At 67.2% G+C, this 22682-nt stretch carries 18 protein-coding genes; 10 read left to right on the top strand and 8 right to left on the bottom strand.

The window, feature by feature from the left end:
* The 3 genes from AX681_RS11415 to AX681_RS11405 form a co-directional block, all read left to right on the top strand.
* Positions 1–267 (top strand): 3-hydroxyacyl-CoA dehydrogenase family protein (locus AX681_RS11415; RefSeq protein ID WP_231734946.1); only part of this gene is annotated, 267 nt, incomplete at its 5' end.
* A complete protein-coding gene (locus AX681_RS11410) occupies positions 267–1547 on the top strand; it encodes a spinster family MFS transporter (protein ID WP_066659193.1) in 1281 nt (426 codons plus the stop codon). The genes AX681_RS11415 and AX681_RS11410, both read left to right, overlap by 1 nt.
* A 2-nt stretch (positions 1548–1549) precedes the next feature.
* Positions 1550–3181, top strand: coding sequence for a tannase/feruloyl esterase family alpha/beta hydrolase (locus AX681_RS11405; protein WP_066659198.1), 1632 nt, complete (start codon positions 1550–1552; stop codon positions 3179–3181).
* 9 nt (positions 3182–3190) lie between these two features.
* Here the strand turns inward: AX681_RS11405 and AX681_RS11400 are convergent, their stop codons facing one another.
* Positions 3191–3868, bottom strand: coding sequence for a TetR/AcrR family transcriptional regulator (locus tag AX681_RS11400; protein WP_156442691.1), 678 nt, complete (start codon positions 3866–3868; stop codon positions 3191–3193).
* A gap of 137 nt (positions 3869–4005) precedes the next feature.
* Between AX681_RS11400 and AX681_RS11395 the strand changes: the two genes are divergently transcribed.
* From AX681_RS11395 to AX681_RS11370, 6 genes are read left to right on the top strand one after another with little or no spacing between them, the layout of a single operon-like run.
* Positions 4006–6252, top strand: a complete 2247-nt coding sequence (locus AX681_RS11395) for a TonB-dependent receptor (protein WP_066659195.1) — start codon at positions 4006–4008, stop codon at positions 6250–6252.
* Entirely contained in the window at positions 6249–7298 is a 1050-nt protein-coding gene (locus AX681_RS11390) for a serine hydrolase domain-containing protein (RefSeq protein ID WP_066659197.1), read from the top strand. Before AX681_RS11395 ends, AX681_RS11390 begins: the two co-directional genes overlap by 4 nt.
* Positions 7299–7302: 4 nt before the next feature.
* Positions 7303–8667 carry a DUF1254 domain-containing protein gene (locus tag AX681_RS11385; RefSeq protein WP_066682262.1) on the top strand — a complete coding sequence of 455 codons (1365 nt, stop codon included), beginning with the start codon at positions 7303–7305 and terminating at the stop codon, positions 8665–8667.
* Positions 8667–10610 carry a pyrroloquinoline quinone-dependent dehydrogenase gene (locus AX681_RS11380; RefSeq protein ID WP_066657141.1) on the top strand — a complete coding sequence of 648 codons (1944 nt, stop codon included), beginning with the start codon at positions 8667–8669 and terminating at the stop codon, positions 10608–10610. Before AX681_RS11385 ends, AX681_RS11380 begins: the two co-directional genes overlap by 1 nt.
* The gene (locus tag AX681_RS11375) at positions 10607–11380 is read left to right on the top strand and encodes a hypothetical protein (protein ID WP_066657139.1); all 774 of its coding nucleotides are present in this window, start codon (positions 10607–10609) and stop codon (positions 11378–11380) included. Before AX681_RS11380 ends, AX681_RS11375 begins: the two co-directional genes overlap by 4 nt.
* Positions 11377–12684 carry a hypothetical protein gene (locus AX681_RS11370; protein ID WP_156442610.1) on the top strand — a complete coding sequence of 436 codons (1308 nt, stop codon included), beginning with the start codon at positions 11377–11379 and terminating at the stop codon, positions 12682–12684. Before AX681_RS11375 ends, AX681_RS11370 begins: the two co-directional genes overlap by 4 nt.
* 31 nt (positions 12685–12715) lie before the next feature.
* Here the strand turns inward: AX681_RS11370 and AX681_RS11365 are convergent, their stop codons facing one another.
* The 4 genes from AX681_RS11365 to AX681_RS11350 are packed head-to-tail and all read right to left on the bottom strand — an operon-like array spanning position 12716 to position 15604.
* Complete coding sequence (locus AX681_RS11365; protein ID WP_066657135.1) at positions 12716–12991, bottom strand: hypothetical protein; 276 nt, start codon at positions 12989–12991, stop codon at positions 12716–12718.
* Between the two features lie 11 nt (positions 12992–13002).
* Positions 13003–13797, bottom strand: a complete 795-nt coding sequence (locus AX681_RS11360) for an SDR family NAD(P)-dependent oxidoreductase (protein WP_066657133.1) — start codon at positions 13795–13797, stop codon at positions 13003–13005.
* Positions 13794–14996, bottom strand: a complete 1203-nt coding sequence (locus AX681_RS11355) for a zinc-dependent alcohol dehydrogenase (protein ID WP_066657131.1) — start codon at positions 14994–14996, stop codon at positions 13794–13796. The genes AX681_RS11360 and AX681_RS11355 overlap by 4 nt, the downstream gene beginning before the upstream one ends.
* Positions 14996–15604: an SRPBCC family protein gene (locus AX681_RS11350; RefSeq protein WP_066657128.1), complete on the bottom strand. Its 609-nt coding sequence runs from the start codon at positions 15602–15604 to the stop codon at positions 14996–14998. The genes AX681_RS11355 and AX681_RS11350 overlap by 1 nt, the downstream gene beginning before the upstream one ends.
* A 128-nt stretch (positions 15605–15732) precedes the next feature.
* On the opposite strand from AX681_RS11350, the gene AX681_RS21965 reads away from it, so the two are divergent.
* Entirely contained in the window at positions 15733–16293 is a 561-nt protein-coding gene (locus AX681_RS21965) for a YkgJ family cysteine cluster protein (RefSeq protein ID WP_156456078.1), read from the top strand.
* Positions 16294–16314: 21 nt separating this feature from the next.
* Here the strand turns inward: AX681_RS21965 and AX681_RS11340 are convergent, their stop codons facing one another.
* The 3 genes from AX681_RS11340 to AX681_RS11330 are packed head-to-tail and all read right to left on the bottom strand — an operon-like array spanning position 16315 to position 22659.
* Positions 16315–18273 (bottom strand): sialate O-acetylesterase, encoded by a 1959-nt coding sequence (locus AX681_RS11340; RefSeq protein WP_197421809.1) that lies wholly within the window; start codon positions 18271–18273, stop codon positions 16315–16317.
* A 16-nt stretch (positions 18274–18289) separates the two neighbouring features.
* Positions 18290–19522, bottom strand: a complete 1233-nt coding sequence (locus AX681_RS11335) for an alginate lyase family protein (RefSeq protein WP_066657122.1) — start codon at positions 19520–19522, stop codon at positions 18290–18292.
* Complete coding sequence (locus tag AX681_RS11330; RefSeq protein WP_082749542.1) at positions 19522–22659, bottom strand: TonB-dependent receptor; 3138 nt, start codon at positions 22657–22659, stop codon at positions 19522–19524. The genes AX681_RS11335 and AX681_RS11330 overlap by 1 nt, the downstream gene beginning before the upstream one ends.
* Positions 22660–22682: the final 23 nt, after the last annotated feature.

The following is a 22682-nucleotide window of genomic DNA, read 5'->3' as shown; positions in this document are numbered from 1 at the left end:
CTGGTCGAGGAGGGAGTGGCGACGCCCGCCGATCTCGACACGGCTTGCCGCCTGGGCCTGGGCCATCCGATCGGTCCGTTCGCGATGATGGACGTGGTCACGTCCGACCTGTGCCTGCAGGTGCAGGAAATCCTGCAGGACGCCTATGGTGAGCGGTTCCGGCCGCCGGCGTTGCTCAAGCAGCGCGTTGCCGCCGGGCTGGGCGGCGGGCGGGGTCGTCCGGGCTGGATCGAAAAAGAAACAAGGCATGAGGGGAGTGCAGGCTGATGGCGACCGACGCGATGCAAGCGGGAGGACGCGCGGCACCCCGCGGCCTGGTGCTGGGGATGCTGTGCTTCGTCTATGTCCTCAACTTCCTCGATCGCCAGCTGGTGTCGATCCTCGCAAAGCCGATCCAGGACAGTTTGCAGATCAGCGACAGCCAGCTGGGCTACATCACCGGCTTCTACTTCGCGCTGTTCTATTGCTTCATCGCGATCCCCGTCGGCTGGCTCGCCGACCGCACCAATCGGGTGAAGGTGCTTTCGCTAGCCTGCGGGTTGTGGAGCGGCGCCACGGTCGCGTGCGGGATGGCGTCCAATTACGGCCAGTTGGCGGTGGCGCGCATGGCGGTAGGCGTCGGTGAGGCCGGCGGGGTGCCGCCGTCCTATGCGATCATATCCGACACGTTTCCGCGCGAGCAGCGCGGCACGGCGATGGGTATCTTCAACCTTGGCCCGCCGATCGGATCGGCGCTGGGGGTGGCGTTCGGCGCATCGCTGGCGGCGGCGTTCGACTGGCGCGTGCCCTTTTATGTCGTCGGTGCGATCGGGGTGGTGACAGCTGTCGTCGTCTATTTCCTGATCCCCGAGCCGCCGCGCGGTCGGTTCGACCCGGTACCGGTCGCCACCGCCGAGCCTGCGCAGGGCTTCGTCCGGACGATCTTCGCGTTCTTCGGCAACAGACTGCTCGCGGTCGCGGCACTGGCCAGCGGCGCGGCGAACTTCATCACCTATGGTCTCGCCAATTTCGCGACGTTGTTCCTGATGCGCGAAAAGGGGATGACGCTGGATCAGGTCGCGATCTGGTATGCGCTGGCGGTGGGGCTTGGGATGGGCGCGGGCATCTTTGCGTCGGGCAAGCTGATCGACTGGTTCGCGGTGCGCAACAAGGCGGCCTACGCGACGCTTCCAGCGCTCTCGCTGCTGCTCGCCTTGCCCTTCTTCCTCGGCTTTGTGACGGTCGACAGCTGGCAGCTCGCATTGGCGTTGCTGTTCGTGCCGCTGTTCCTGAACTCCTTCTTCCTCCCCGCGACCGTCACCTTCGTGCAGGGCGAGGTTGCGCCGGGTGCGCGGGTGATCTCCGGGGCGCTATTGCTACTGGTGATGAACCTCATCGGGCTCGGCCTCGGCCCGACCTTTGTCGGCATGATGAGCGACTATTTCCGTGCGGACTTTGGCGGGCATTCGCTGCAGATGGCGTTCTACGCGCTCGCCCCGATGTACCTGATCGCGGCGTTGCTGTTCCTGTGGCTCGCGCGGCTGATCCGGCGGGCGGAGGCGCGCTGATCATGCAAAAGCTGATGAACACCCGGTGCCTGGTTGCGGCGGTGGCGCTTGGCGCAGTTGGTTGGATCAGCCCCGCCGTCGCCCAAAGTTCCGATCCCGCCGCGCGCTGTGCCGCAATGGCGAAGCTGAGGCTGCGCGACACGACCATCTCCAGCGCCACGCTGGTTCCGGCCAAGCCAGCCGAGGCGACGCCCACTGGCGAGGTGCCGGGGTATCGCAGCTTTTGCCGCGTCGTCGCGCGCGTGCGGGCCGAGCCGGAGTCGGACATCGGTGTCGAGCTTTGGCTGCCCGCCAGCGATTGGGCGGGCGTGTTCCATGGCAATGGCAGCGGCGGGTTCGCCGGCACCTTTGCGCTCGGCTATTCGGGAATGGTCGAGGGACTGCGGCGCGGCTTTGCCACCGCGACGACCGACGCCGGGACTGCGCCCGCCACCCCGCTGGAGGGCGACGCGCTGATCGGTCAGCCGCGCAAGTGGCGCGATTGGGGTCGCCTGTCCGCGCACGCGATGACGGTGACGGGCAAGGCGATTACCGCTGCCTTCTACGGTCGCGCCGCGCGCCGCTCCTATTATACCGGCTGCTCGACCGGCGGGCAGATGGGGCTGATCGAGGCGCTCTATTACCCCGAGGATTATGACGGCATCCTGGTCGGCGCGCCGGTGATGAACCGGACCTGGGGCCATGCCGCGGTACTGTGGAACTATGCCGCCGCCAATCGCGCACCGGGCCGATTGCTGTCCGAAGCCAAGCTCAAGCTGCTCAACCACGCCGCGATCGCAGCCTGCTGGCGACAGGGCCATGGCCTGGCGGGGGATCGCTTCATTTCCGATCCGATGGCCTGCCGCTTCGACCCGCAGGTCCTGCAGTGCACGGGCGCGCCGTCGGACAGCTGCCTGACCGAAGGCGAGGTCGCGACGGCGCGCGCCTTCTATTCCGGCCCCACCGATCGCAACGGCAAGCCGAGCTTCTACGGCTGGCTGCCGGGCAGCGAGATGCCCGACACGTTCGGCTGGTCGTTCCTGCAAAAGCCGATCAACGGTCAGCCGCCCTTCGGCAGCCTGTTCAAATGGGTGTTCGGCGCCAACTGGGACTGGCAGGGGTTCGATTTCGACCGCGACATGCCGGTGGTCGACGCGCAGCTCGACCCGATCGTCAACGATGCGGTGCGTGGCACGCTCGCGCCGTTCGCGCAGCGGGGCGGCAAGCTGATCGTGTTCCATGGGCTTGCCGACACACTGGTGCCGCCCGGCCAATCGGTCGCGTTCTTCGGTCGCCATGCCGCGCAGATGGGCGGGATGGGCAAATTGGCCGACAGCGCGCGCCTGTTCATGGCCCCGGGGATGATGCATTGCGGCGGTGGCACCGGGCCGGATGCGTTCAACACGACCCTGGGCATCCCGCCGCGTCCGCCCTCCGACGATGCACGGCACGACCTGTTCTCGGCGCTGATTGCCTGGGCCGAACGCGGCGAGGCCCCGGATCGGATCGTCGCGACCCGATATGCGGGCGAAGACCCCGGCAAGATCGCGATGCAACGTCCGCTCTGTCCCTATCCGCAACGTGCCACCTATCGCGGGACCGGGTCGACCGCCGCGGTGACGAGCTTCAGCTGCGTGGCTCCTTCGGATCGGTAAGGATCACCCTCAGCTTGCGCCCGGGGCCGCTGCCGGCCCGGGTTTCAAGACGCCACGCAGGGCGATCCCGGACAGATTGTCGACGATGTCGGCGACCGACAGCGGCCCATTGGGCCGGTGCCAGCGCGCCAGCCATAGAATGATGCCCATGATCGCCGATGTCGCCATCCGCGTGTCGACATCGGCCAGTCCGCCGGCGTTCTTGATCTCGTCCAGCGTGCCGCGCACGAAGGCCGAATAGGCCGCCTTGCGCGCCTTGATCAGTGCCGCCTTGTCGTCGCTGAGGCTGCCGGTTTCTTCGAGGATGATGGTCAGCGGATTGCCGACCGGGGTGGTCACCTGCATCACGCTTTGCAGGTGACCGCGCACGATTGCGGTCAGCCGTTCGACCGGGTCGGCGATCGTTCGCGCCGGGGCGACCACATCCTCTTCCAGCCGCTCCATGCTGAATGACATCAGCGTGAACAGCAGCTCCTCCTTGCTCGCGACGAAATGGTAGAGGCCGGCCTTGGTGATCCCGACCGCGTCGGCGATGTTGGCCATCGACGTCGCGGCAAAGCCACGGGTGCAAAACAGCTGTGCGGCATGGACGTAGATCTGCTCGCGCCGTCCGACGATGGCAGGGGTGCCGGTCGTATATTCCTGCCACATCGCGTCGTTCATCGTTCGGTTGGTAACGGGTCGCACGCCGATTTCCTATCCCCCGACACCGCGAAGTTGACCTCTGGACAAGGGCATTGGGTCGCGTTACCTACCGGTCGGTAAGTGACGTGTAAAGGTCGCAAAGATCACGCGCCACTGCTGAACAGGGAGAGGGATTGGCGATGGCTCGATATGCAACCTTGCTGCTGTGCACTGCGCTGACGGCGCCGACGATGGCATTGGCACAGGCGGCGCCGACCGTCGCGACAAGCGACACTGCGCAGGATGCACAGGACGATGCCGATGTCGTCGTCACCGCGCGCAAGCGCGAAGAGCGGCTGATCGATGTGCCGACTGCGGCGACCGTGCTGACGGGCAGCGCGATTGCCGAACGTGGCGGTGCAACCAATCCGGTCGAGCTGCTCGGCGGCCAGCCCAGCGTCCGCATCCTCGACACCGGATCGGCAATGACCAACGAGGTGTCGTTGCGCGGTTCGCCGACTACGCGCGGCACGTCGGGCGACCCGAGCGTCGGCCTGTTCCGTGACGGCGCCTATATCGGCGGCGGCGGCTTTTCCGGGCGCAGCTTTTCGCGCATCGACCTGTTCGACATCGACCGCGTGGAAGTGCTGCGCGGCACGCAGGGCGCGCTCTATGGCCGCAACTCGGTCGGCGGCGCGGTCAACATCGTGTCGGCCAAGCCCGAGTTCGAGAATAGCGGCTTCGTCAACGCCCGCTATGCGATCGAGAATGAACAGCTCCAGCTGCAGGGCGTGACCAATGTGAAGCTGTCGGACGCGGTGGCGATCCGGTTCGGCGTCGATTTCGTGACGCAGGCGGATGGTTTTTTCCGCAACGATTTCCTGGACAAGGTGCTCGATCGCAACGACTCGACCGGACTGCGCGGGCAGATCCGGTGGAAGAAGGGCGGGACCGACCTGGTCGTCCGCGGCGAAACGTGGCGCGGCTTCGTCCCCGCGATCGCCTTCCGTGCCTATATCGACCCGCCGCGCACCGGCTTCCCGCGCGGCTATATCCAGCCCGAGCGCACCTATCCCTGGTCCACCGACGCCTTTTCGCGGCAGGAGGTGACCAGCTGGATGGGCGAGCTCAACCAGGAACTCGGCTTTGCAAAGCTGCGGTCGGTGACCCAGTATCGCAAGCGCAAGGCCGACTATGCGCTCGATCTCGACGGGCTCAATCCGGTACTGCTGGCACAGTTGCGCGCTGATGGGACGATCACCAGCACCACCGTCGATCCGGGTCAGGCACAGGAGCGGGAGGAGGACGCGCAGTTCTTCACGCAGGACCTCAACCTGACCGGCGACCTCGGCGAGGGTGCGCTCAACTGGCTCGCGGGCATCGAATATTTCCACCTGCGCAGCAATTCGGAACAGCGCACGCTGCGCACGCCGACCCCTGCCAACCCCTCGCCCGGCAACCGTCAGCCGTTGCGCACCACCTTCGATAGCTGGGCGGTCTATGGCTCGCTCGACTATGCGCTGACCTCGACGATCAACGTGATCGGCGAAGTGCGGCAGACGTGGGACGAGAAAAGCGCGACATCGCGTCGCTTTGACCTCGCGACCGGCCTGCCCTCGGGCGGGACCGGCTTTGTCGTCGACTTCGCCAACGCCCCCAGCAATTTCAGCTATAATGCGACGCTGTCGTGGCGGCCTGCCCCGGCAATGACGCTTTATGGCAAGGTTGGCAGCTCGTACCGCGCCGGCGGGTTCAACCAGGATCTTGGCCCGGCAGCCCAGCCGATCCCGATCCCGGCGGCCTATGATGACGAGCGCAGCACCTCGATCGAACTGGGTGCCAAGGGGCGGATCGCGCGCGGCACCACCTTTGGCATCGCGGCCTATCAGACCTACAGCACCGACATCATCGTCGCGCTGAACAATGGCTGTTTCATCGGCAGCACCGTCTGCAACAGCTCGCCGGTGACCTTCTCCAGCAATGCGGGCAAGGCGCGGACCTGGGGCGCGGAGGCCGAGCTTGCGTCGCGCATCGCGATCGGCGCGGGCAATTTGCAGCTCGCCGCCAGCGGCTCCTACCAGAAGGGGCGGGTGACCGACGGTCCGTTCGACGGACAGCTGTTGCCGCAGATCCCGCGCTGGACCTTTGCCGCCAGCGCCACGCTCAACACGCCGCTGTCCGGCGATGTGAGCATGCTGGTCAACGTCAACTATAACGGCCAGCGGGGCGGCGTGCATGACCTGGTCGCCCCCGGCGCGCCGGCTCCGTTCGACATGGACAAGATCGACCTGCTCAACGCGCGTGCCGCGCTGCGCTTTGGCGGACTGGAGGCGAGCGTGTTCGTGTCGAACCTGACCGATGTAACCTATGACGTGTTCCGCGGCGCGGGTGCGCGACGACTCAACCCGCCGCGCAACTGGGGAATCCAGCTCGGCTATCGCTGGTGAGGCTGCACGTCGCCCTGGTCGCCTGCGCGCTGAGTGTTGCGTCCGTCGCGCAGGCGCAGACGGTGAGCCCGGCCTGTGCCGCAGCGGCGGCCTATTCCGACGCGCATCGCGGGCGCGCTGTCCTGATCCTCAAGGACGGCCGCCCGCTGTGCGAAGCCTATGCCGTCGGAACGACCGCCGCTGACGCGCACCCGCTTTATTCCGGCACCAAGAGCTTTGCCGGGGCGATGGCGGTGCTTGCCGTTCAGGACGGGCTACTCGACCTCGACGAGCCGGTGTCGGCGACGCTGTCCGAATGGCGCGACGGGACCGATCGGCAGGAGATCACGATCCGCCAGCTGCTCAGTCTGAGTTCGGGCATCGAGAGCGTTGTCGGTCGTCCGCCCGATTATGCGCAGGCGGTGGAGCTGCGCCCGGTCGCAGCGCCGGGCACGCGCTTTGCCTATGGCCCCGCGCCCTTCCAGATTTTCGGCGAAGTGATGCGGCGCAAGCTCACCGCGCGCGGCATGAGGGCCGACCCCGCCGACTGGCTGATCCAGCGGCTGCTCAATCCCGCCGGGATTCGGGTCGGACAGTGGCGGCGCACCCCCGACGGCAACCCATTGCTGCCGCAGGGCATGGCGCTCACCGCGCAGGATTGGGCAAGGTTCGGCGAGTGGGTCCGGCGCGACGGGGTCATCGACGGCAAGGCGTCGCTTGCGCCGCAGCGTCTGGCGGCCTTCCATCAGCCATCTTCCGCTTTTTCCGGCTATGGCCTGACCTGGTGGCTTCCGGCGAAGCTGCAGGCGCTGGCACCCGATCGCATGCCCCGCGCGGTCGGACGGCTCGACTTCGCCGCCGCAGGGGCACTGCCCGACGATCTGCTGATGGCGGCCGGGGCCGGCGATCAGCGCCTCTATGTGTCGAAGCGCCTCGGCATCACCATCGTGCGCCTGGCGCAGCTGTCGCTGGCCGATGCCAGCGCCGCGCGGGCGGAGGGGGAGGGGTGGTCGGATGGAGCATTCCTGCGCCTTGCCCTTCAGACAGTCCAGCCTGCGACGGAGTAAGCCTATGTCCGGTATTTACAGCAATCTGACAGTCGGGCGGCGCACCCTGCTCGCTGGCGCTGCGACGCTGGCGGTTTTCCCGGCTGCCGCATCGGCGGCTGCACCCGATCTGGCCCGCGCCTTCGACTATGCCTATCCGCTGTTCGAATTCAGCCGCGCGATGCAGCGGATCGGGCAGCTTGCCGATCCGACGTTGCCACTCGATCAGCGATTGAACCGAATCTATCACCGCCGCGTCCTCGCCGATGCGACTGCGCGGCAGGTGACTGCCCCGAACAACGACACGATCTACAGCTCGTGCTTTTTCGAGCTGTCGGGCGGGCCGGTGCTGCTGCGCGTGCCGGATATCACCGACCGCTATTTCTCGGTCACGCTGATGAACGCGTTCACCGACAATTTCCGCACCATCGGCACGCGCGCGACCAAGGGGCGGGGCGGGGATTTCTGGCTGGTCGGGCCGGACTGGACTGGCAAGCCGCCGAAGGACGCGATGCTGATCCGCTCCGAAACCAACGATGTGTGGATGCTGATCCGCATCCTCGTGTCCGGTCCCGCCGACCTCCCCGCGGTGCGCGCGCTGCAGGACAAGTTCGCGGTCCTGCCTGCGCCGGGGCGCGGCACCGTACGCGCGCCCAAGGTGCGCGCGGTGGACGGCACGGAACCGGTGCAAATCTTCGATGCTGCGGCGGAGATGCTCGGTCGGTCGAGCGACCGGGTGGGGCAGGCGCGGCGGTGGCGGCGCTTTGCCGCAGCGGGTGTCCGCCCCGGTGGCGCAGGCAGCTTTGCCGCGCTGTCGCCGGCGTTGCAGGCGGCATGGCGCGCCGAGACGCCGCGTTCGGTGGCGCGGCTGCGGGAGACGTTTACCGCCGGGGTGCGACAGGTGAATGGCTGGGGCGCTTCAACCACCGAAGTCGGCACGTTCGGCACCAACGATCGGCTGCGCGCCGCGGTTGCGCTCAGCGGCCTTGCCGCGCTGCCGCCGGACGAGGCGATGTATTTCAGCTCGGTCCGCGACCATCGCGGCGAGCCGCTCGACCCCGCGCGGCGCTATCGCATCCGTATTCCGGCCGAGGGGATTCCGGTCGACGGCTTCTGGTCGATCACCATGTATGCCGCCGAGCCCGATGGCCGCTACTTCTTCGCCGCCAACCCGATCCAGCGCTTTTCGGTGTCCGAACGCACGCCGGGGCTGATCCGCCGGCCCGATGGCGCGATCGATATCATCCTGTCGCGCGAGCCGGTGCCGGAGAGTGAAGGCAACTGGCTGCCCACGCCCGACGGGCCGATGCGGGTGTCGCTGCGCGCCTATGTCCCGCGCGCGCCGATCCGGCAGGGGCGCTGGTCGCCCCCGGCGATTGAGCGGCTGTGATGGCAGGGCTGTCGCGGCGCCGCGTGATCCGCGGCGCGCTTGCGGGATCGTCGCTGCTGGCATTTCCCGGCGTCGCACGGGCATCGCGCGCTGTACCGGCTGAGCCGTGGCGGCACTATGCCGGCAACCTCGCGGCGCAGAAATACTCAGCGCTCGACGCGATCGATGCCTCCAACGTCGCCCGGCTGGGTGTCGCCTGGACGTGGGAGACACCCGATGCCGAGATCCTCGCCGCCAACCCCGCTCTGAAACCCGGCGAGTTTCAGTCGACTCCGGTCTTCGCCGAAGGGTTGCTGATCACCAGCACCGCGATGTCGCAGGTCGCGGCGCTCGATCCGGTCACCGGGCAAACGCTGTGGCGCTTCGACCCGGAGAGCTGGAAGCGTGGGCCAACCACGACCAAGGGGTTTCTACATCGCGGCATCGCCGTGTGGGGCAAGGGTAAGGCGGCGCGCGTGATCCTCGCCACGGGCGACGGGCGGCTGATGGCGCTGGCGCTGCACAGTGGCAAGCCCATCGCGGACTTTGGCAATGATGGCGTGGTCGATCTGCGCAGCGTCGGCATGGTGCGGCCGGTGCCGGACACGCCCGGCATCTATGGCATCACCTCCCCGCCGCTGGTCGCAGGCGATGTCGTCGTCATCGGCAGCTATATCGACGATCGCGCCGATGGCCGGTTGATGCCGCGCGGCGACATCCGCGCATTCGACGTGCGCAGCGGGCGGCTGCTCTGGGTGTTCCACACCATCCCGCTCGACGGCGAATATGGCGTCGAAAGCTGGAAGGACGGATCGCACCGCCGCACCGGCAACACCAACGTGTGGGCACCGATGAGCGCCGATCTGGAGCTCGGCATCGTCTATGCCCCGGTCTCGACGCCGACGAACAACTTCTACGGCGGCGACCGGCCCGGTGACGGGTTGTTCGGCGACAGCCTGGTCGCGATCGACCTCAAGACCGGCAAGCGCCGCTGGCATTTTCAGACCGTGCACCACGGTGTGTGGGACTATGACCTGCCCGCCGCGCCGATCCTGGGCGATGTCACCATTGCGGGGCGCCGTCGCAAGATCGTGATGCAGGTCACCAAACACGCCTTCCTCTTCGTGTTCGACCGCGAAACCGGTGAACCGGTCTGGCCGATCGAGGAGCGCCCTGTTCCGCAATCGACCCTGCCCGGCGAGCGCACCAGTCCGACCCAGCCGCACCCGACCCGGCCGCTTCCGTTCGACCGCCAGGGGATCACGCCCGACGATCTGATCGATTTCACCCCGGAGCTTAAGGCCGAGGCGCAGGCCGCGCTCGCAGGTTATCTCCACGGGTCGATCTTCACCCCGCCGGGCAGCACGCCGACGATCATCATGCCGAGCTTCGTCGGCGGCGCAAACTGGAACGGTGCGGCATTCGACCCGGAAAGCGGGCGGCTGTTCGTCCCCTCGGTCAATGTCCCGCTGCACATCGCGCTGGATGACAAGGGCAATATCCGCGCGACCGAGCAGGCGGAGGTCGAGGTTGCCGGGGCACGCGTCATCGCGCGCGGCCCGCGCGGGTTGCCGCTGCTCAAACCGCCCTATGGCCGCACCACCTGTATCGACATGGCGACCGGCAACCACCGCTGGATGACGCCCAACGGCCGGGGCATGAGCCGGTTGCCGGCGTTCCGCGCGCTGCATCCCGGCGATGCCGGGTCGTTCGGTCGCGCGCAGATCCTGGCGACCAGGACGTTGCTGTTCGTGGGCGAGGGACCGCAGGACCGGTTCACCGCCGAACCGCGGCTGCGTGCGCTCGACAAGGCGAGCGGCGCGGTGATCGCAACGCTGACCCTGCCCGATTTCATGCTCGGCGCGCCAATGACCTACATGGCTGGGGGCGAGCAATATCTCGTATTTTCAACCGGCTATCGGCGGCTGCCGCAGCGGCTGGTGGCGATGAAGGTGATGCCATGAAGCTGTTTGCCCCGCTCGCGCTCGTCGCGCTTGCCCTCGCCACGCCGCTGCGTGCGCAGGAGGTGCCGATCCAGCATTTCGTGATGGTCGAGGTGACGCCGCCGGTCGATCTCCTCGCGGTCGATCGCTGGTACATCACCTATCACGCGCCGGAGACGCTGGCGCGCGCGCAGAACCGCCAGACCCGCTATGTCAGCCACCGCAGCTATCGCTTCACACCCGAAGAGGCCGAGCGGCTGAAGCTGGTTGACGGGCGGCTCACCGAAATCGGCTTTGCCAGCGTCGCCGCGTTCCGCGCCGGAGTGACGGGGGAAGCGATGGCCGCGCATCGCCCCACTCCGCCTGATCCAGCCGTTGCGGCGGGGATCAAGACGCGCACGGTGACCGTCAAGCTGCCAGCCGTAGCGATCAAGGACGATGCAACGCCGGACAAGGCGGTGCCCTATGCCCGCTGGGTCGTGTTCCTCCGCCCGCCGGCCGGAACCGCCGATGCGGATGCATGGGCGCGTGAGGCGCTTGCCCCGCTCACCGCGTTGCCGCAGACGCGTCGCGTTCAACTCCACGCCGCCGCGATCCCGCGCGGTTACAGCCATGTTGCGGTGTTGTGGTACGACGATGTCGCCGCCTGGCGCAGCGCGATGGCGGCGCAGGGTGCAGCGCTGATCGCGCGCCTCTCGGCGCAGGATGCCGCCGAGGCACCGACCCGCACGATGCTGGTGGGCGAGCGGCCCGATCTCGACTTCCGCACCGACAAGCGGGTGACCCCGTGACTTCAAGGCCGGTGATCGACCGGCGCACGACGCTCGCGCTGGGGCTGGCGGCGGGTCTGCCCGCTGGCATGGCGCGCGCGGCGGCGGGGCCATCGCTGATGGACGACGTGCGGCACTATGCTGCGCTCGGTCCGCACCGCACCGGGACGGCGGGCAACCTTGCGGCGCTGGAGTGGGTCGAAGCGCGGCTGCGCGCCGCCGGGTTCGCCGTCCAGCGCCAGCCGGTTCGCTATGCCGACCATGACGTTGCCCGCGCCACAATCGCGACGGGCGCGATCCAGCTGGACGGCATCGTCCAGCGTCCGGCCTGTCCGACCGGGCCCGGCGGCCTGTCCGCGCCGCTGGTGCTCGCCGACGAGCCGGTCGATCCGGCGCGGCTGAGCGGGAAAATCGCGGTTATCCAGCTTCCCCATGCGCGCCATTCTTCGATCCTCGAAGGACGGACCGCACGCCCCGTAAAGGCTTCACTCGCCGCCGGATGCGTGGGGCTAGTGCTGGTGACGCGTGGTCCGTCGGGCGAGGCGCTGGCGCTCAACGCGCCGCTCGACCATCCGGTCTCGGCGCTCCCGACGCTGGTCATCGCCCCGCGCGACGCCGGGCCGATCATCGCGGCGGCGGCAAGGGGTGATGCCGGCCGGATCATTGTCGAGGGGGCCGCGGCCACCGCGTCCTCGGCCAATCTCGTCGCGCGGCGGCAGGGGAAGGGGCGGGCGATCATCGTCACCACGCCGCTGTCCGGTTGGTTCGGTTGCGCAGGCGAGCGCGGGTCCGGCATCGCCGCCTTTCTTCACCTGGCACCGCTGCTGGCGCGGCGTTACCCCGATGCCGATCTGCACTTTGCCGGGCTGGTCGGGCATGAGCGCGAATATGTCGGCGGCGACGCCTATGTCCGCGCATACGCCCCGTCGCCTGAACAGGTGCGACTTTGGGTGCATCTTGGTGCCGGCTTCGCGGCGCGCGACTGGCACGAGATCGCGGATGGCGTGCTCGCCCCATTGCCCGCAGCCGATGCGCAGCGCTATCTGCTCGCGCCCGAAGCCTGGATCGGAACGCTCCGCCCGCTGCTCGCGTCGCTACCCGGTTATCAGCAGCCTTACGCCGCAACGATCGAGAACAGCGCCGGGGAGGCGCGCCAGTTCATCGAGCGCGGTTATCGCAACATGATCGCGACGATCGGCGCGCACCGGCTGCACCATGCCCGGACCGACGACGCGTCAGCAGTTGACGCGGCAAGCCTCGAAGCAAGTTGGACCGGATGGAGCCGCGCGCTGCGCGCCGTCATTGACCGCCACGGGACTGGCTAAGCCCGTATCGCCACGCAACGGTGCGGCGCGCTCAATGATCGGGCAGGTCTTTGGGATAGTCTTCGGGCTTTACCGTGCCGACCATTGGACGGTCTTCCACATCTTCCTGGGGCTGACCGCCGGGCGTATCGGCCTGGCCGCGGTCGAGCGTGTCGCTCGGGCTGCGGGCGTCGCCTTCGCGCTGGTGCTCGGTCGACAGATTGGGGCTAGGCTGGGTCTGTGTCGCGCTGTTGGCGGCGAGATCCTTGTGGCCCGGTTCGGTCGACAGGTTCGGGCGCGGCTGCGTTTCGGTGTGTTCGTTCGACATGATTGCTCTCCTCAATCGTTCCCGCTGCCTGGCTCGGCCATGGCGCGGTGGCGTTCGGCCAGGATCGCCTGCGGCACGACCCCGGCGGCTGCGACTTGCAGCTTGTTCATCAGGCCCGATACGATGTGCCCCTCGCCGTCCAGCATCGCCGACCACCCGTCTTGAGCGACCTTTGCCGGTTCGGCCTTGTTCTCATCCTGCCCGACACTGGTATCGAGCATGTCGGCGCGCGCGAAGAATTCGGTGTCGGTCGCGCCGGGCATCAGCGTGGTGAGCGTGACCCCCTCGACATCCTTCAGCTCGTTGCGGAGCGCTTCGGTGAAATTGTCGATGAACGCCTTGGTCGCGTTGTAGATCGCGTTGAACGCACCGGGGATATAGCCGGCGATCGATCCGGTCACCAGCACGCGACCCTCGCCGCGCATCACCATCCGCTGCAACACGCGCTGCAGCAAATAGACCGTGCCGGTAACATTGGTGTCGATCGAATGCCTCCAGTCGGCCACGTCCTGTTCGAGGAACGGCCCGCCGGTGCCGATCCCGGCATTGGCGACCAGCACGGCGACGTCGCGCCCCTGTGCCGCGTCGAGCAGCTGATCGACGCCGTCGATCGACGACAAATCCGCTTCGACCGCTGCGACCTGCGTCCCGAACTGACGGAAATCTTCCGCTGCGGCGTTGATCAGCGGCTCGTTGGCGACGACGATCAGGTCATAGCCGTCCTTTGCCGCCAGCGTGGCCAGCTCAAAGCCGATGCCGGTCGATGCGCCGGTGACGATCGCAAGCTTTCCTGTTGCGCGGGTCATCGCACCACCTCCATCTGGTCGCGTGCCCAATCGGGTTTGAGCACCACCTTGGTCACCTCATTTTGGTCGTCATGGAACATCTTGTAGCCGTCGGGCGCGCGTTCGAGCGGAAGCCGGTGGCTGATCAGGAAGGTGGTATCGATCTTCTCTTCCAGGATCGCGTTGAGCAGTCCGGGCAGATAATGCTGCACATGCGTCTGACCGGTCTTGAGCGTCAGCCCCTTCTCCATGAACGCCCCGAGCGGGAATTTGTCGACGAAGCCGCCATAGACCGCCGGCATCGACACGCGCCCGCCCTTGCGGCACGCGATGATCGCCTGACGGATCGCATGGATGCGATCGGTGCCGAGGAAGGTCGACGCCTTGATCTGGTCGATCACATTGTCGGCGAACAGGCCGTGCGCCTCCAGCCCGACCGCGTCGATCACCGCGTCGGGGCCGATGCCGCCGGTCATCTCCATCAGCGCCTCATAGGTCGCGCTTTCCTCGAAATTGATCGTCTCCGCGCCGAAGCGTTTGGCAAGCTCCAAGCGGCGCGGGAAATGGTCGATCGCGATGACGCGCTCGGCCCCCATCAGGAACGCCGACTGGACCGCGAACAGCCCGACCGGTCCGCAGCCCCAGACCGCGACGGTATCGCCGGGTTCGATATCGGCATTCTCCGCCGCCATCCATCCGGTGGGCAGAATGTCGGACAGGAACAGCACCTTGTCATCCTCGATCCCGTCGGGAATAACGATGGGCCCGACATCGCTGAACGGCACGCGGACATATTCGGCCTGTCCGCCCGAATAGCCGCCGGTCATGTGGCTGTAGCCGAACAGGCCCGCCATCGGATGGCCATAGGCGGTCTGGGCGATGTCCTGATTGTCGGCGGGAAGGCCGTTCTCGCACGCCGAATATTGGTGCTTGCCGCAATGGAAGCACGACCCGCAGGAGATGGTGAAGGGGACCACCACGCGCTGCCCCTTTTGCAGTGTGGAGTCAGAGCCGGTTTCCACCACCTCGCCCATGAATTCATGGCCAAGAATGTCGCCCGCCTGCATCGTCGGGATATAGCCGTCATAGAGATGAAGGTCGGACCCGCAAATCGCGGTCGAGGTGATCTTGATGATCGCGTCGCGCGGGTTGAGGATCTCGGGATCGTCGACCGTGTCGACGCGCACGTCATGCTTTCCATGCCAGGCCAGTGCGCGCATCAGTTCTTCCCTTCTTCGATCAGGCGGCGGTTGCGTGCGCCGGTGGCGATTTCGCCGGTTTCCATCAGTTGCTTGAAACGGCGCAGGTCGCGGCGCGCCTGGATCGCGGGTTCGCGCTGGAACATCTTGGCGATGACCTTGCCGATAATGCCGGCGGGCGGGTCATAGAGAATCGTCGCGGTGACGATCGTGCCGCGATCGCCCTGCGCGTCGCGAAAGTCGATCCGGCCGCTGTTCGGGACATCGGCACCCTCGACCGACGCCCAGGCGATATAGGCGCCGTCCTGTTCGTCGGTGATCTGCGAAATCCATTCGACCGTGCCACCGCCGGGCGCCTTGACCACCCAGCGCGAGCGGTTGTCGTCGAGCAGTTCGATACTCTCCACATTGTCCATGAAGCGGGGAAGGTTGGTGAAGTCGCGCCAGAAGGCGAACAGCTCGGCCCGGGGGCGATTGATCGTGACGGTGCGCCCGATCAGCGTATCGGCGTTGCCGTCTTCGGGCGCGTCGACCAGCGCGCCCGTTGCGGCATCCACCGCAGCGGATGGATGTTTGGAGGTTGAAAGCGGCGCATCGTCCGCGCGGGCGGGGTCGAGTGTCTCGGTCATGCGGAATCCTCCTGTCGAGGGACTGCCGACTCAACGAGGCGCGCACGCCGCCGTTCCGCTGCGCCCGAAAAACAATGCGATAGTGCGACAAGCGGGGTGAGCGGTCGGGCCGCAGGCTCGCAGTCTCTTTGAAAATTCGCACGATCATGCAAAGTCGTCGCATGGATGATCTGTCGCGACTGTGCACGCATTGTGGCCTTTGTTGTGACGGTCGCCTGTTCGACGATGCGCGCATTGCCGAGGGTGAGGAGCCTGTAGTCCGGGCTGCCGGGCTAGAAGTCGTCCAGGGCAATGACGGCAGGCTGGCTTTCCAACAGCCATGCCATTTCCTCAGCGACGGATGCTGTACGCGGTACGAGACGCGGTTCCAGGTCTGCCGCTCGTTCAAGTGCGCGTTGCTGCGCGGCGTCCAACGGGGAGAGATCGCGCCCGCCAGGGCCATGGCGGTCGTCGATGAGGCCAAGCGCCTGCTCGACCGCGCGGCGCATCATCTCGACGGGCCTGCGATCTGCTCGGCGCGCCGCGCAAAAATGCGCGAACTGCAGGAATTGGAGAGCGGTGCCGACAAACCGGCACGCAGGGCCTATGCCAGCGCGCGGCTCGACCTGGTGGCCGTCCGACTGTTCCTCGATCGCCATTTCCGTCGGCGCGATCGGGAGGTGCCGAAGTCCGACTCACCCGACGGTTGAGTCCGCTAACGGTCGGTGCGGTCAGTCGGCTTGTATGGCAATCCGAAACGGCACCACCGGCAGGCCGGAGCGCGCATAGAGGTTGATCGGCGGGCTGCCCTGCCAAGCATAGCGTATTTCGCTCGCCGGGCGGCCATCGTCTGGGATCAGCACGGCCTGTCCCCGCACGGTGGCGCGGGCGAAGCGGCACGCGCCGGCGGCGTCGCACAGCTCGAACCCGGCCGGTTCGGCCGCGCCCATCACGGCAAGTCCCTCGGCCGAGCGCAGCGCAATCTCGATCCCGTCGCGGGTGCGCGTTGCGCTGACCGGCTGGGGCGCGGTGGGGCGGGCGATGCCATGGGCGACGCGCAGTGCCTCCTGTCCCATGCGCACGCCGACCTCGTCCTTGTGCGCGGGGTGGATGTCGGTCGCGATGCCGAGGTCGATCGCGACCGCAAGCCCCGTCGCGGCGTCCTCATTGGCGACGATGCGCTGCGCCTCGCGTAGCTGCGCCCAAGGCGCGTCGACCGGGCGGGGGCTGCGCGGGCCATAGCCGGGCAGTTGCACGACGACGACCGGCAGCGCGGCGTCGTTGAAGTGCGCACGCCACGATGTCCGCCATGCCCGCAGGGCGCCGGCATAGTCCGCCGCGCGGCTGGTGTTCGATTCACCCTGATACCAGGCGATGCCGCGCAGGCCGGTGCCGGCCAGCGGCGCGATCATGCCGTTCCACGCCATGGTCAGTCCACGCGGCATGCTCCAGGGAATCGCAGGCGGCGCGGCCTTCCACGCGCTGTCGGCGGACCCGCGGCGATAGCGCCACGATCCGGCAAGCGGCTTGCGCGCCCCGCCGGGCAGCACCAGCGCGAGTGCGTCGGCCGGGCTGCTGAAGCCGCCGCCGCCCATTTCGTCGATGACGCGCGCCGCGATGCTGTTGCGACCCGCCTTCAGCACGCCCGCCGGGATGCGATAGCTGCGCGCTTCGGCGGCGACGAGCTGCGCCCCGACCGGCACGCCGTTGATCCACACGCGATCCCGCTCGTCGATCCGACCGAGTTCGAGCACGACGCCCTGGCCCTCGCCCAGCTCGGCCGCTGTCAGGTCGATGCCCGTGCGGAACCACATGACGCCGTCATAGCCGCCAAGCCCGGTGACGCCCGATCGCTCCCACTGGCCCGGCACCGCGATCGGGTCCCAGCCGCTGTCATCAAATCCGGGCGCGGCCCATGCGGCCCCCGCTGAGCCGGGGTCGGCCTGTTCCGCCCAGCGGTCAGTCGTGGCCACCGCTGCGGCGAGCGCTGCCACCGGATCGGCCGCATAGCGCTCGAGCCAGCCGAGCTGCTCGGCCGGCGCGCCGGCCGTGCGCAGCGCCGCCGGGGACATCCAGTCCTCGATCGTCGATCCGCCCCAGGCGGCGTGGATCAGGCCGAGCGGGGTCTTCGGATCGTGGCGCAGGATTTCGCGCGCCATGTGCCAGCAGGCCGCGGAAAAGCCGCTGACCGAGTCGGGCGCGGCGCGCGACCAAGCGCGTTCCGGCACGATGTCGCGCGCAGGCTTTGCCTCGGCCACGCGCTTCACCTTGAGCAGTCGGATCGGCAGCCCGGCGCTCTCACGCGCGGTGCGTTCGGGATTGGCGCTGCCCGATACCGGCAGGTCCATATTCGACTGGCCCGAACACAGCCAGACATCGCCGGTGACGACATCGTCGAGTTGCAGCGACGCGCCGCTGGCCGACCGGATCAGGACCGCGCCGCTCTGGCCGCGGGGCAGGGCGGGCAGGATGACCTGCCAGTCCCCCTTCGCATCGGCGCGCGTGCGCGCGGTGACCGCGCCGAAGCTGGCCATGACCTCCTCACCCGGCTGCGCCCCACCGCCGCGGATCGGGGCAGGCTTGCCGTGCTGCAGCACCATGTGGCTCGACAGATGCGGGGCAATGGTGAGCGGACCGGCCAGCGCGGGCAGGGGGCTGAGCAGCAGGGCGATCAGGGCAAGGCGCTTCATGGTCATTCCCGATCGGTCAACGGGGATAGGGGATCAGCCAGCCGGCATCGGCTGCAGGGACTTCCGGCGGCATCAGTCGCGCGTCGCGGAATCCCCAGGCGGCGAGCGTCAGCATCGTGTCGCTCTCGACCAGTGCACGGGAGCGGCGACCGGCATCTGCCAGATCTATATCCTTGAACGGCCAGGCGTCGAGCTTGGCGCGATAGCCAGCGAGGTAATCGACCCCCCGTCGCAGCGGATTGGCCTTTGCATCGCCTTGCCATAGATCAAAACCGACGCATTCGCCCAGCATCGCCATCTGGACCCCGGCGCGGAGCGTGAAGGCCGAATAATGCCAGCTGCGCGTGCGCGCGGTTTCGGCGGGAAGGGTGCCGGCTGTGTCAATTTGCGGGCCGAGACGGCGGGTCAGAAAATCCTGCGTCAGCCGCTGCGTTACTGTGTCCATCCGCGCGAACAGCGCGAACTGGCCGAGCAGCGCGTCGTAATAGACGCCGTGATTGTTCTTGGCCGCGCGCTGCCCCTTGCCGTTCGGGCTGGTCGCCATCCAAGTTGCGAAGTCGCCGAACCAGCTTTCGATCGCGCGCTGGTCCGCCGCGCTGATCGCCTTGCTGGGACCAAGCACGCCGATTGCCTCGATCACCGGGACCAGCCGTGTCGCTTCGATGATTCCCTCAGGACGCCCCGCCGACGCACCCGGCACGGCCTGCGCATAATCGAGATTGGGGTTCATGCGCGTCGCCGGGGTGACGAACCAGGCGCGCAGAAGCTTTGCCGCATGTTCGGCATAGCGCGCATCGCCGGTCGCGTGCCACGCCAGAGCCAGCGTCTCAACATCGCGGCTGAACGCGCCGAGCCGCTGGACGTCGAACCGGCCGCCATTGCGTTCCGGGTTCACTTCGCCGTCGCGGCGGCGATACGGTTCGCCATCGGGCTTGGACGCGTCGGGCCACCAATAGGGGCCGATCGACAGATAATCGCGCTTGTCCCCGCTGCCTGCCGCGCGAGGCTTGTCGGTTACGCTGTAGGGCCCACGCCGCAGCGCTGCATCGGCGCCGCGGATCAAGCGTTGGCGCAGCGCGGCGTCGCTGGCGGCGGCGGCACGCTGCGCAGCCAGCCATTCGGGCCGCCACAGAAAGGTGCGCTGGCCGCTGGCGAGATAGCCGTCAGCCCCCTTGCACTGGGCCAGCGCGGGCGCTGCAGCCGCGGGCGCTGCTGCAAGCAGCAATCCTGCGAGTGCGACGCTCCGCATCAGAACTTCACCGTCACGCTGAGCGCCCCTGTCCGGCCATCGAAATCGGCAACGCGGTTGAGGCGCGGGTCGCCCTCATATTCCTCGCGCCGCGAATTGGTGATGTTGTACACCTCCAGCCGCAGTTCGAGCCATTTGCTCGGCTTGAGCGCGCCCGAAAAGTCGAGCTGTCCGCGCGGTCGCACGCGGCTGGCGCTGCCGGTAAAGGTCGATCCGCCGGCCAGCTCGATTTCCGACGCATGATTGTACGCCATGCGCAGCTGGACGAGCCGGTCCTCATAATAGCCGATGATGTTGTAGGTATCGTTCGCGACATTGTAGAGCTTGGTGCCATTGGCCCCGCCCGAGCGGACACGGGTATAGTTGAACACGCCGCCGGTGTTGCGCAGGAAGCCGGGCAGGAAGTCGAACCGCTGCTGGATCTGGAATTCCAGGCCGTTGACCGTGATCGCGTCGGGGTTGTTCACAATCTGGTTGATCGTGATGCGCTGGTTCGCGGTTTCGATCGGATTGCCCTGATTGATCCGGCACCGGCCCGAGCCGTCAATGAACAGCGGGCCGAAGGTCTGCCCCTCAATCGTGAAGCTTTGTCCCGCGGGGCAGAAATTATTGAGGGTGAGGATGTCGTTCGTCACCCGCTTGTTGAAATAGCCGAGCGCGATCACGCTGCCTGGGCGGTTGTACCAGGAGATGCCGAGATCGAACGCGCGCGAGCTGCGCGGTTGCAGGCCGAAGCGGTTGACGTCGATCCGCACCGCGCTGACCGTGTCGCCGGCTTCCGGATCGACATCCTCGAGGATGCGGGTCGGGGCGGGGCTGAATTCGACGAGATCGAACGCCTCGAAGGTTTCGTAATAGGCCGCGCGGGCCACCAGCTTGGGCGTGATCTCATAGACCAGGTTCGCCGACGGCAGCCACGCGCTGTACTTGCCCGTCGCGGGTTCGGGCGGGAGGAAATAGCCCGGCCGGAAATCGGCCTGGGTAAAGCCGAGCGCGGTATAGAATTCGAGCGCCTGGTCGCGCGTGACGCCCGACAGGTTCGACCGGACATAGCGCATGCCGATATTGCCGCGCAGCGGGATCCCCTTCCACTGCTCCAGGTCGAATTTGGTCATCGCGAACAGCTCGAGATTGTCGCGTTCGGAATTGAAGTTCTGGCCTTCCACCCGGTTCAGCGGGAAGCGCTGGATGAACCCGGTCAGCGAGTTGCGCGGCGCGAGCGCGAGGATGTTGGCATAAGTGATCCGGCTGCGCGCTGCCGGAGTCAGCTCGGGAAAGAATGCCGCCAACTGCGCCGCGGTCGGTGCGAAGGTGACGCCGGGCGGCACGGTGCTGATGACCGGGTAGATCGCGGCTTCGATATTGCGGATGTTGAGCGAATAGAAATTGCCGAACTCCGCCCCCGGCGCCCCGCCGCCGAAGAAGGTGCCGCCCGAGGTGACGGCGTCGTTCAGGCGGAAGATGTTGTTGGTCAGATTGTTGAGCTGCGTGCCGATATTGGCATTTTCCTGGAAGGTCTGATCCGCGGTTTCACGCTGATAATAGGCGCCGACCTTGACGCTGGTGAACGGGCCGAAATCGACAAAGCGCTCGACCTTGAAGTCGGCGGCGAGCATGTCGCGCTTCACCCGCACGCCATTGCCGCTGGCGGTGAAGACGACATTTTGCGGGCGGGTCGAGTTGCGCGCCTGGATCGCGTTGCCCGCGCTGACCGAATAGGTGCCGTTGCCGACATCGAGCAGGGCGCTCGGGACAGTCAGGTCGAACAGGAAGTTGCCATAATTGCCGAGGCCGGTGTCGATGACCGCATAGGCGCCGTTGGTGCCGTCATCGATCCCGTCGCCATTGATGTCGGCGCGACCGGTATTGGGCTGGATCCGCTGCTCGTACAGGAATTCGCGCTTGTCGCCGACCGCCTTGGACCAGGTGCCGACGAAATCGACCGCCCAATCGTCGTTGCGGAAATTGACCTGCGGGTAGATCGCCCAGCTCTGGTCGATCGAGGGGAAGTTGCGGTTGCCGATCGGGATCGCAAAGTCGCTCGCGGCGATACGGTTGACGACATAGACATTCTCGACCGACCCGTTGGAGCCGCGATCGAACGTGCCCAGCGAGACGGGGGCGGACAGCGGGGTGACGATGCCGGTGGCATCCTGCGGAAAGGCGATCAGCAGGTCGAGATTCGCGTCGGACAGGTCGCGGCGGGTGTAGATGCCGTCGACGCGCGCCTTCAGCGTGTCCGTAATCTCCCACTCCATCCCCGCGCCGCCGGACAGGCGATAGCCCTGGTTGGTCTGTGAAATCTGGCGCACTTCCGACGGGAAGACGACATCGTTGGGCACGCCGCCGGCATCGGTCGCGGGAATCGCGAAAGCGGGGTTGGTCGCCGCCAGCTGGTTAAGGCGGGCCTGGGTGAAGGAGGTGTAGGAATTGACCCGGATCGTGTCGCGGCGAAAGCTCTGCTTGGCGTAGGAGCCGGTGGCATAGACCGCGAAATTGGGCGTGATGCGCTTGACCGCCGACAGGAAGTAACCGGGATTGGCGTCCTCGGTCGTCTCTTCATATTGCAGCTCGGCGCGCGCGACGAACCCCTCCTTGCGCGACAGGGCCGAGCGCAGGCGCAGGTCGACGTTGGAGGCGAGGCCGCCCGCCGGGATCTCGGCGGTGAACGACTTGATAACATCCGCGCCGCTGAAGATCGCCGCGTCGAAGATGCCGAACGGGTTGCCGTTGCCGCGCGTGCCGAAGGTCGGCGTGGCGATGCTCTGCCCCATCACGGTCGTCTTGGTGTACTGGCTGGGAAGCCCACGCACGCTGATCGACGCGTCCCGCCGGTCGGCGGAGCGGTTGATCTGGACGCCCGGAATACGCTGCAGCGCTTCGCCGAGATTGAGGTCGGGGGTGCTGCCGATATCGTCGGCGGAAATGCCGTCGAGGATCACGTCGGCCTTGCGACGGATATCGAGCGCATTTTCGAGCGAGGTGCGGATGCCGGTGACGACGACTTCTTCCTCCGCCTCCGGTTCATCGGCAGGCGTCGCCTCGGTCTGGGCATAGGCCAATGGGGCCAGCGCAATGGCGAGCCATGCTGTCGAACTGACCGCGGCAATACGAGCCGCTCGTGCGAAGTTGGTCATCTGGTCTCTCCCCAATTCTCTGT

Source organism: Sphingomonas sp. CCH9-E2 (assembly GCF_001557215.1).
Classification (GTDB): domain Bacteria; phylum Pseudomonadota; class Alphaproteobacteria; order Sphingomonadales; family Sphingomonadaceae; genus Sphingomonas.
The sequence above is the reverse complement of the archived record's forward strand: the minus strand, read 5'-3'. Positions and strand labels throughout refer to the sequence as shown.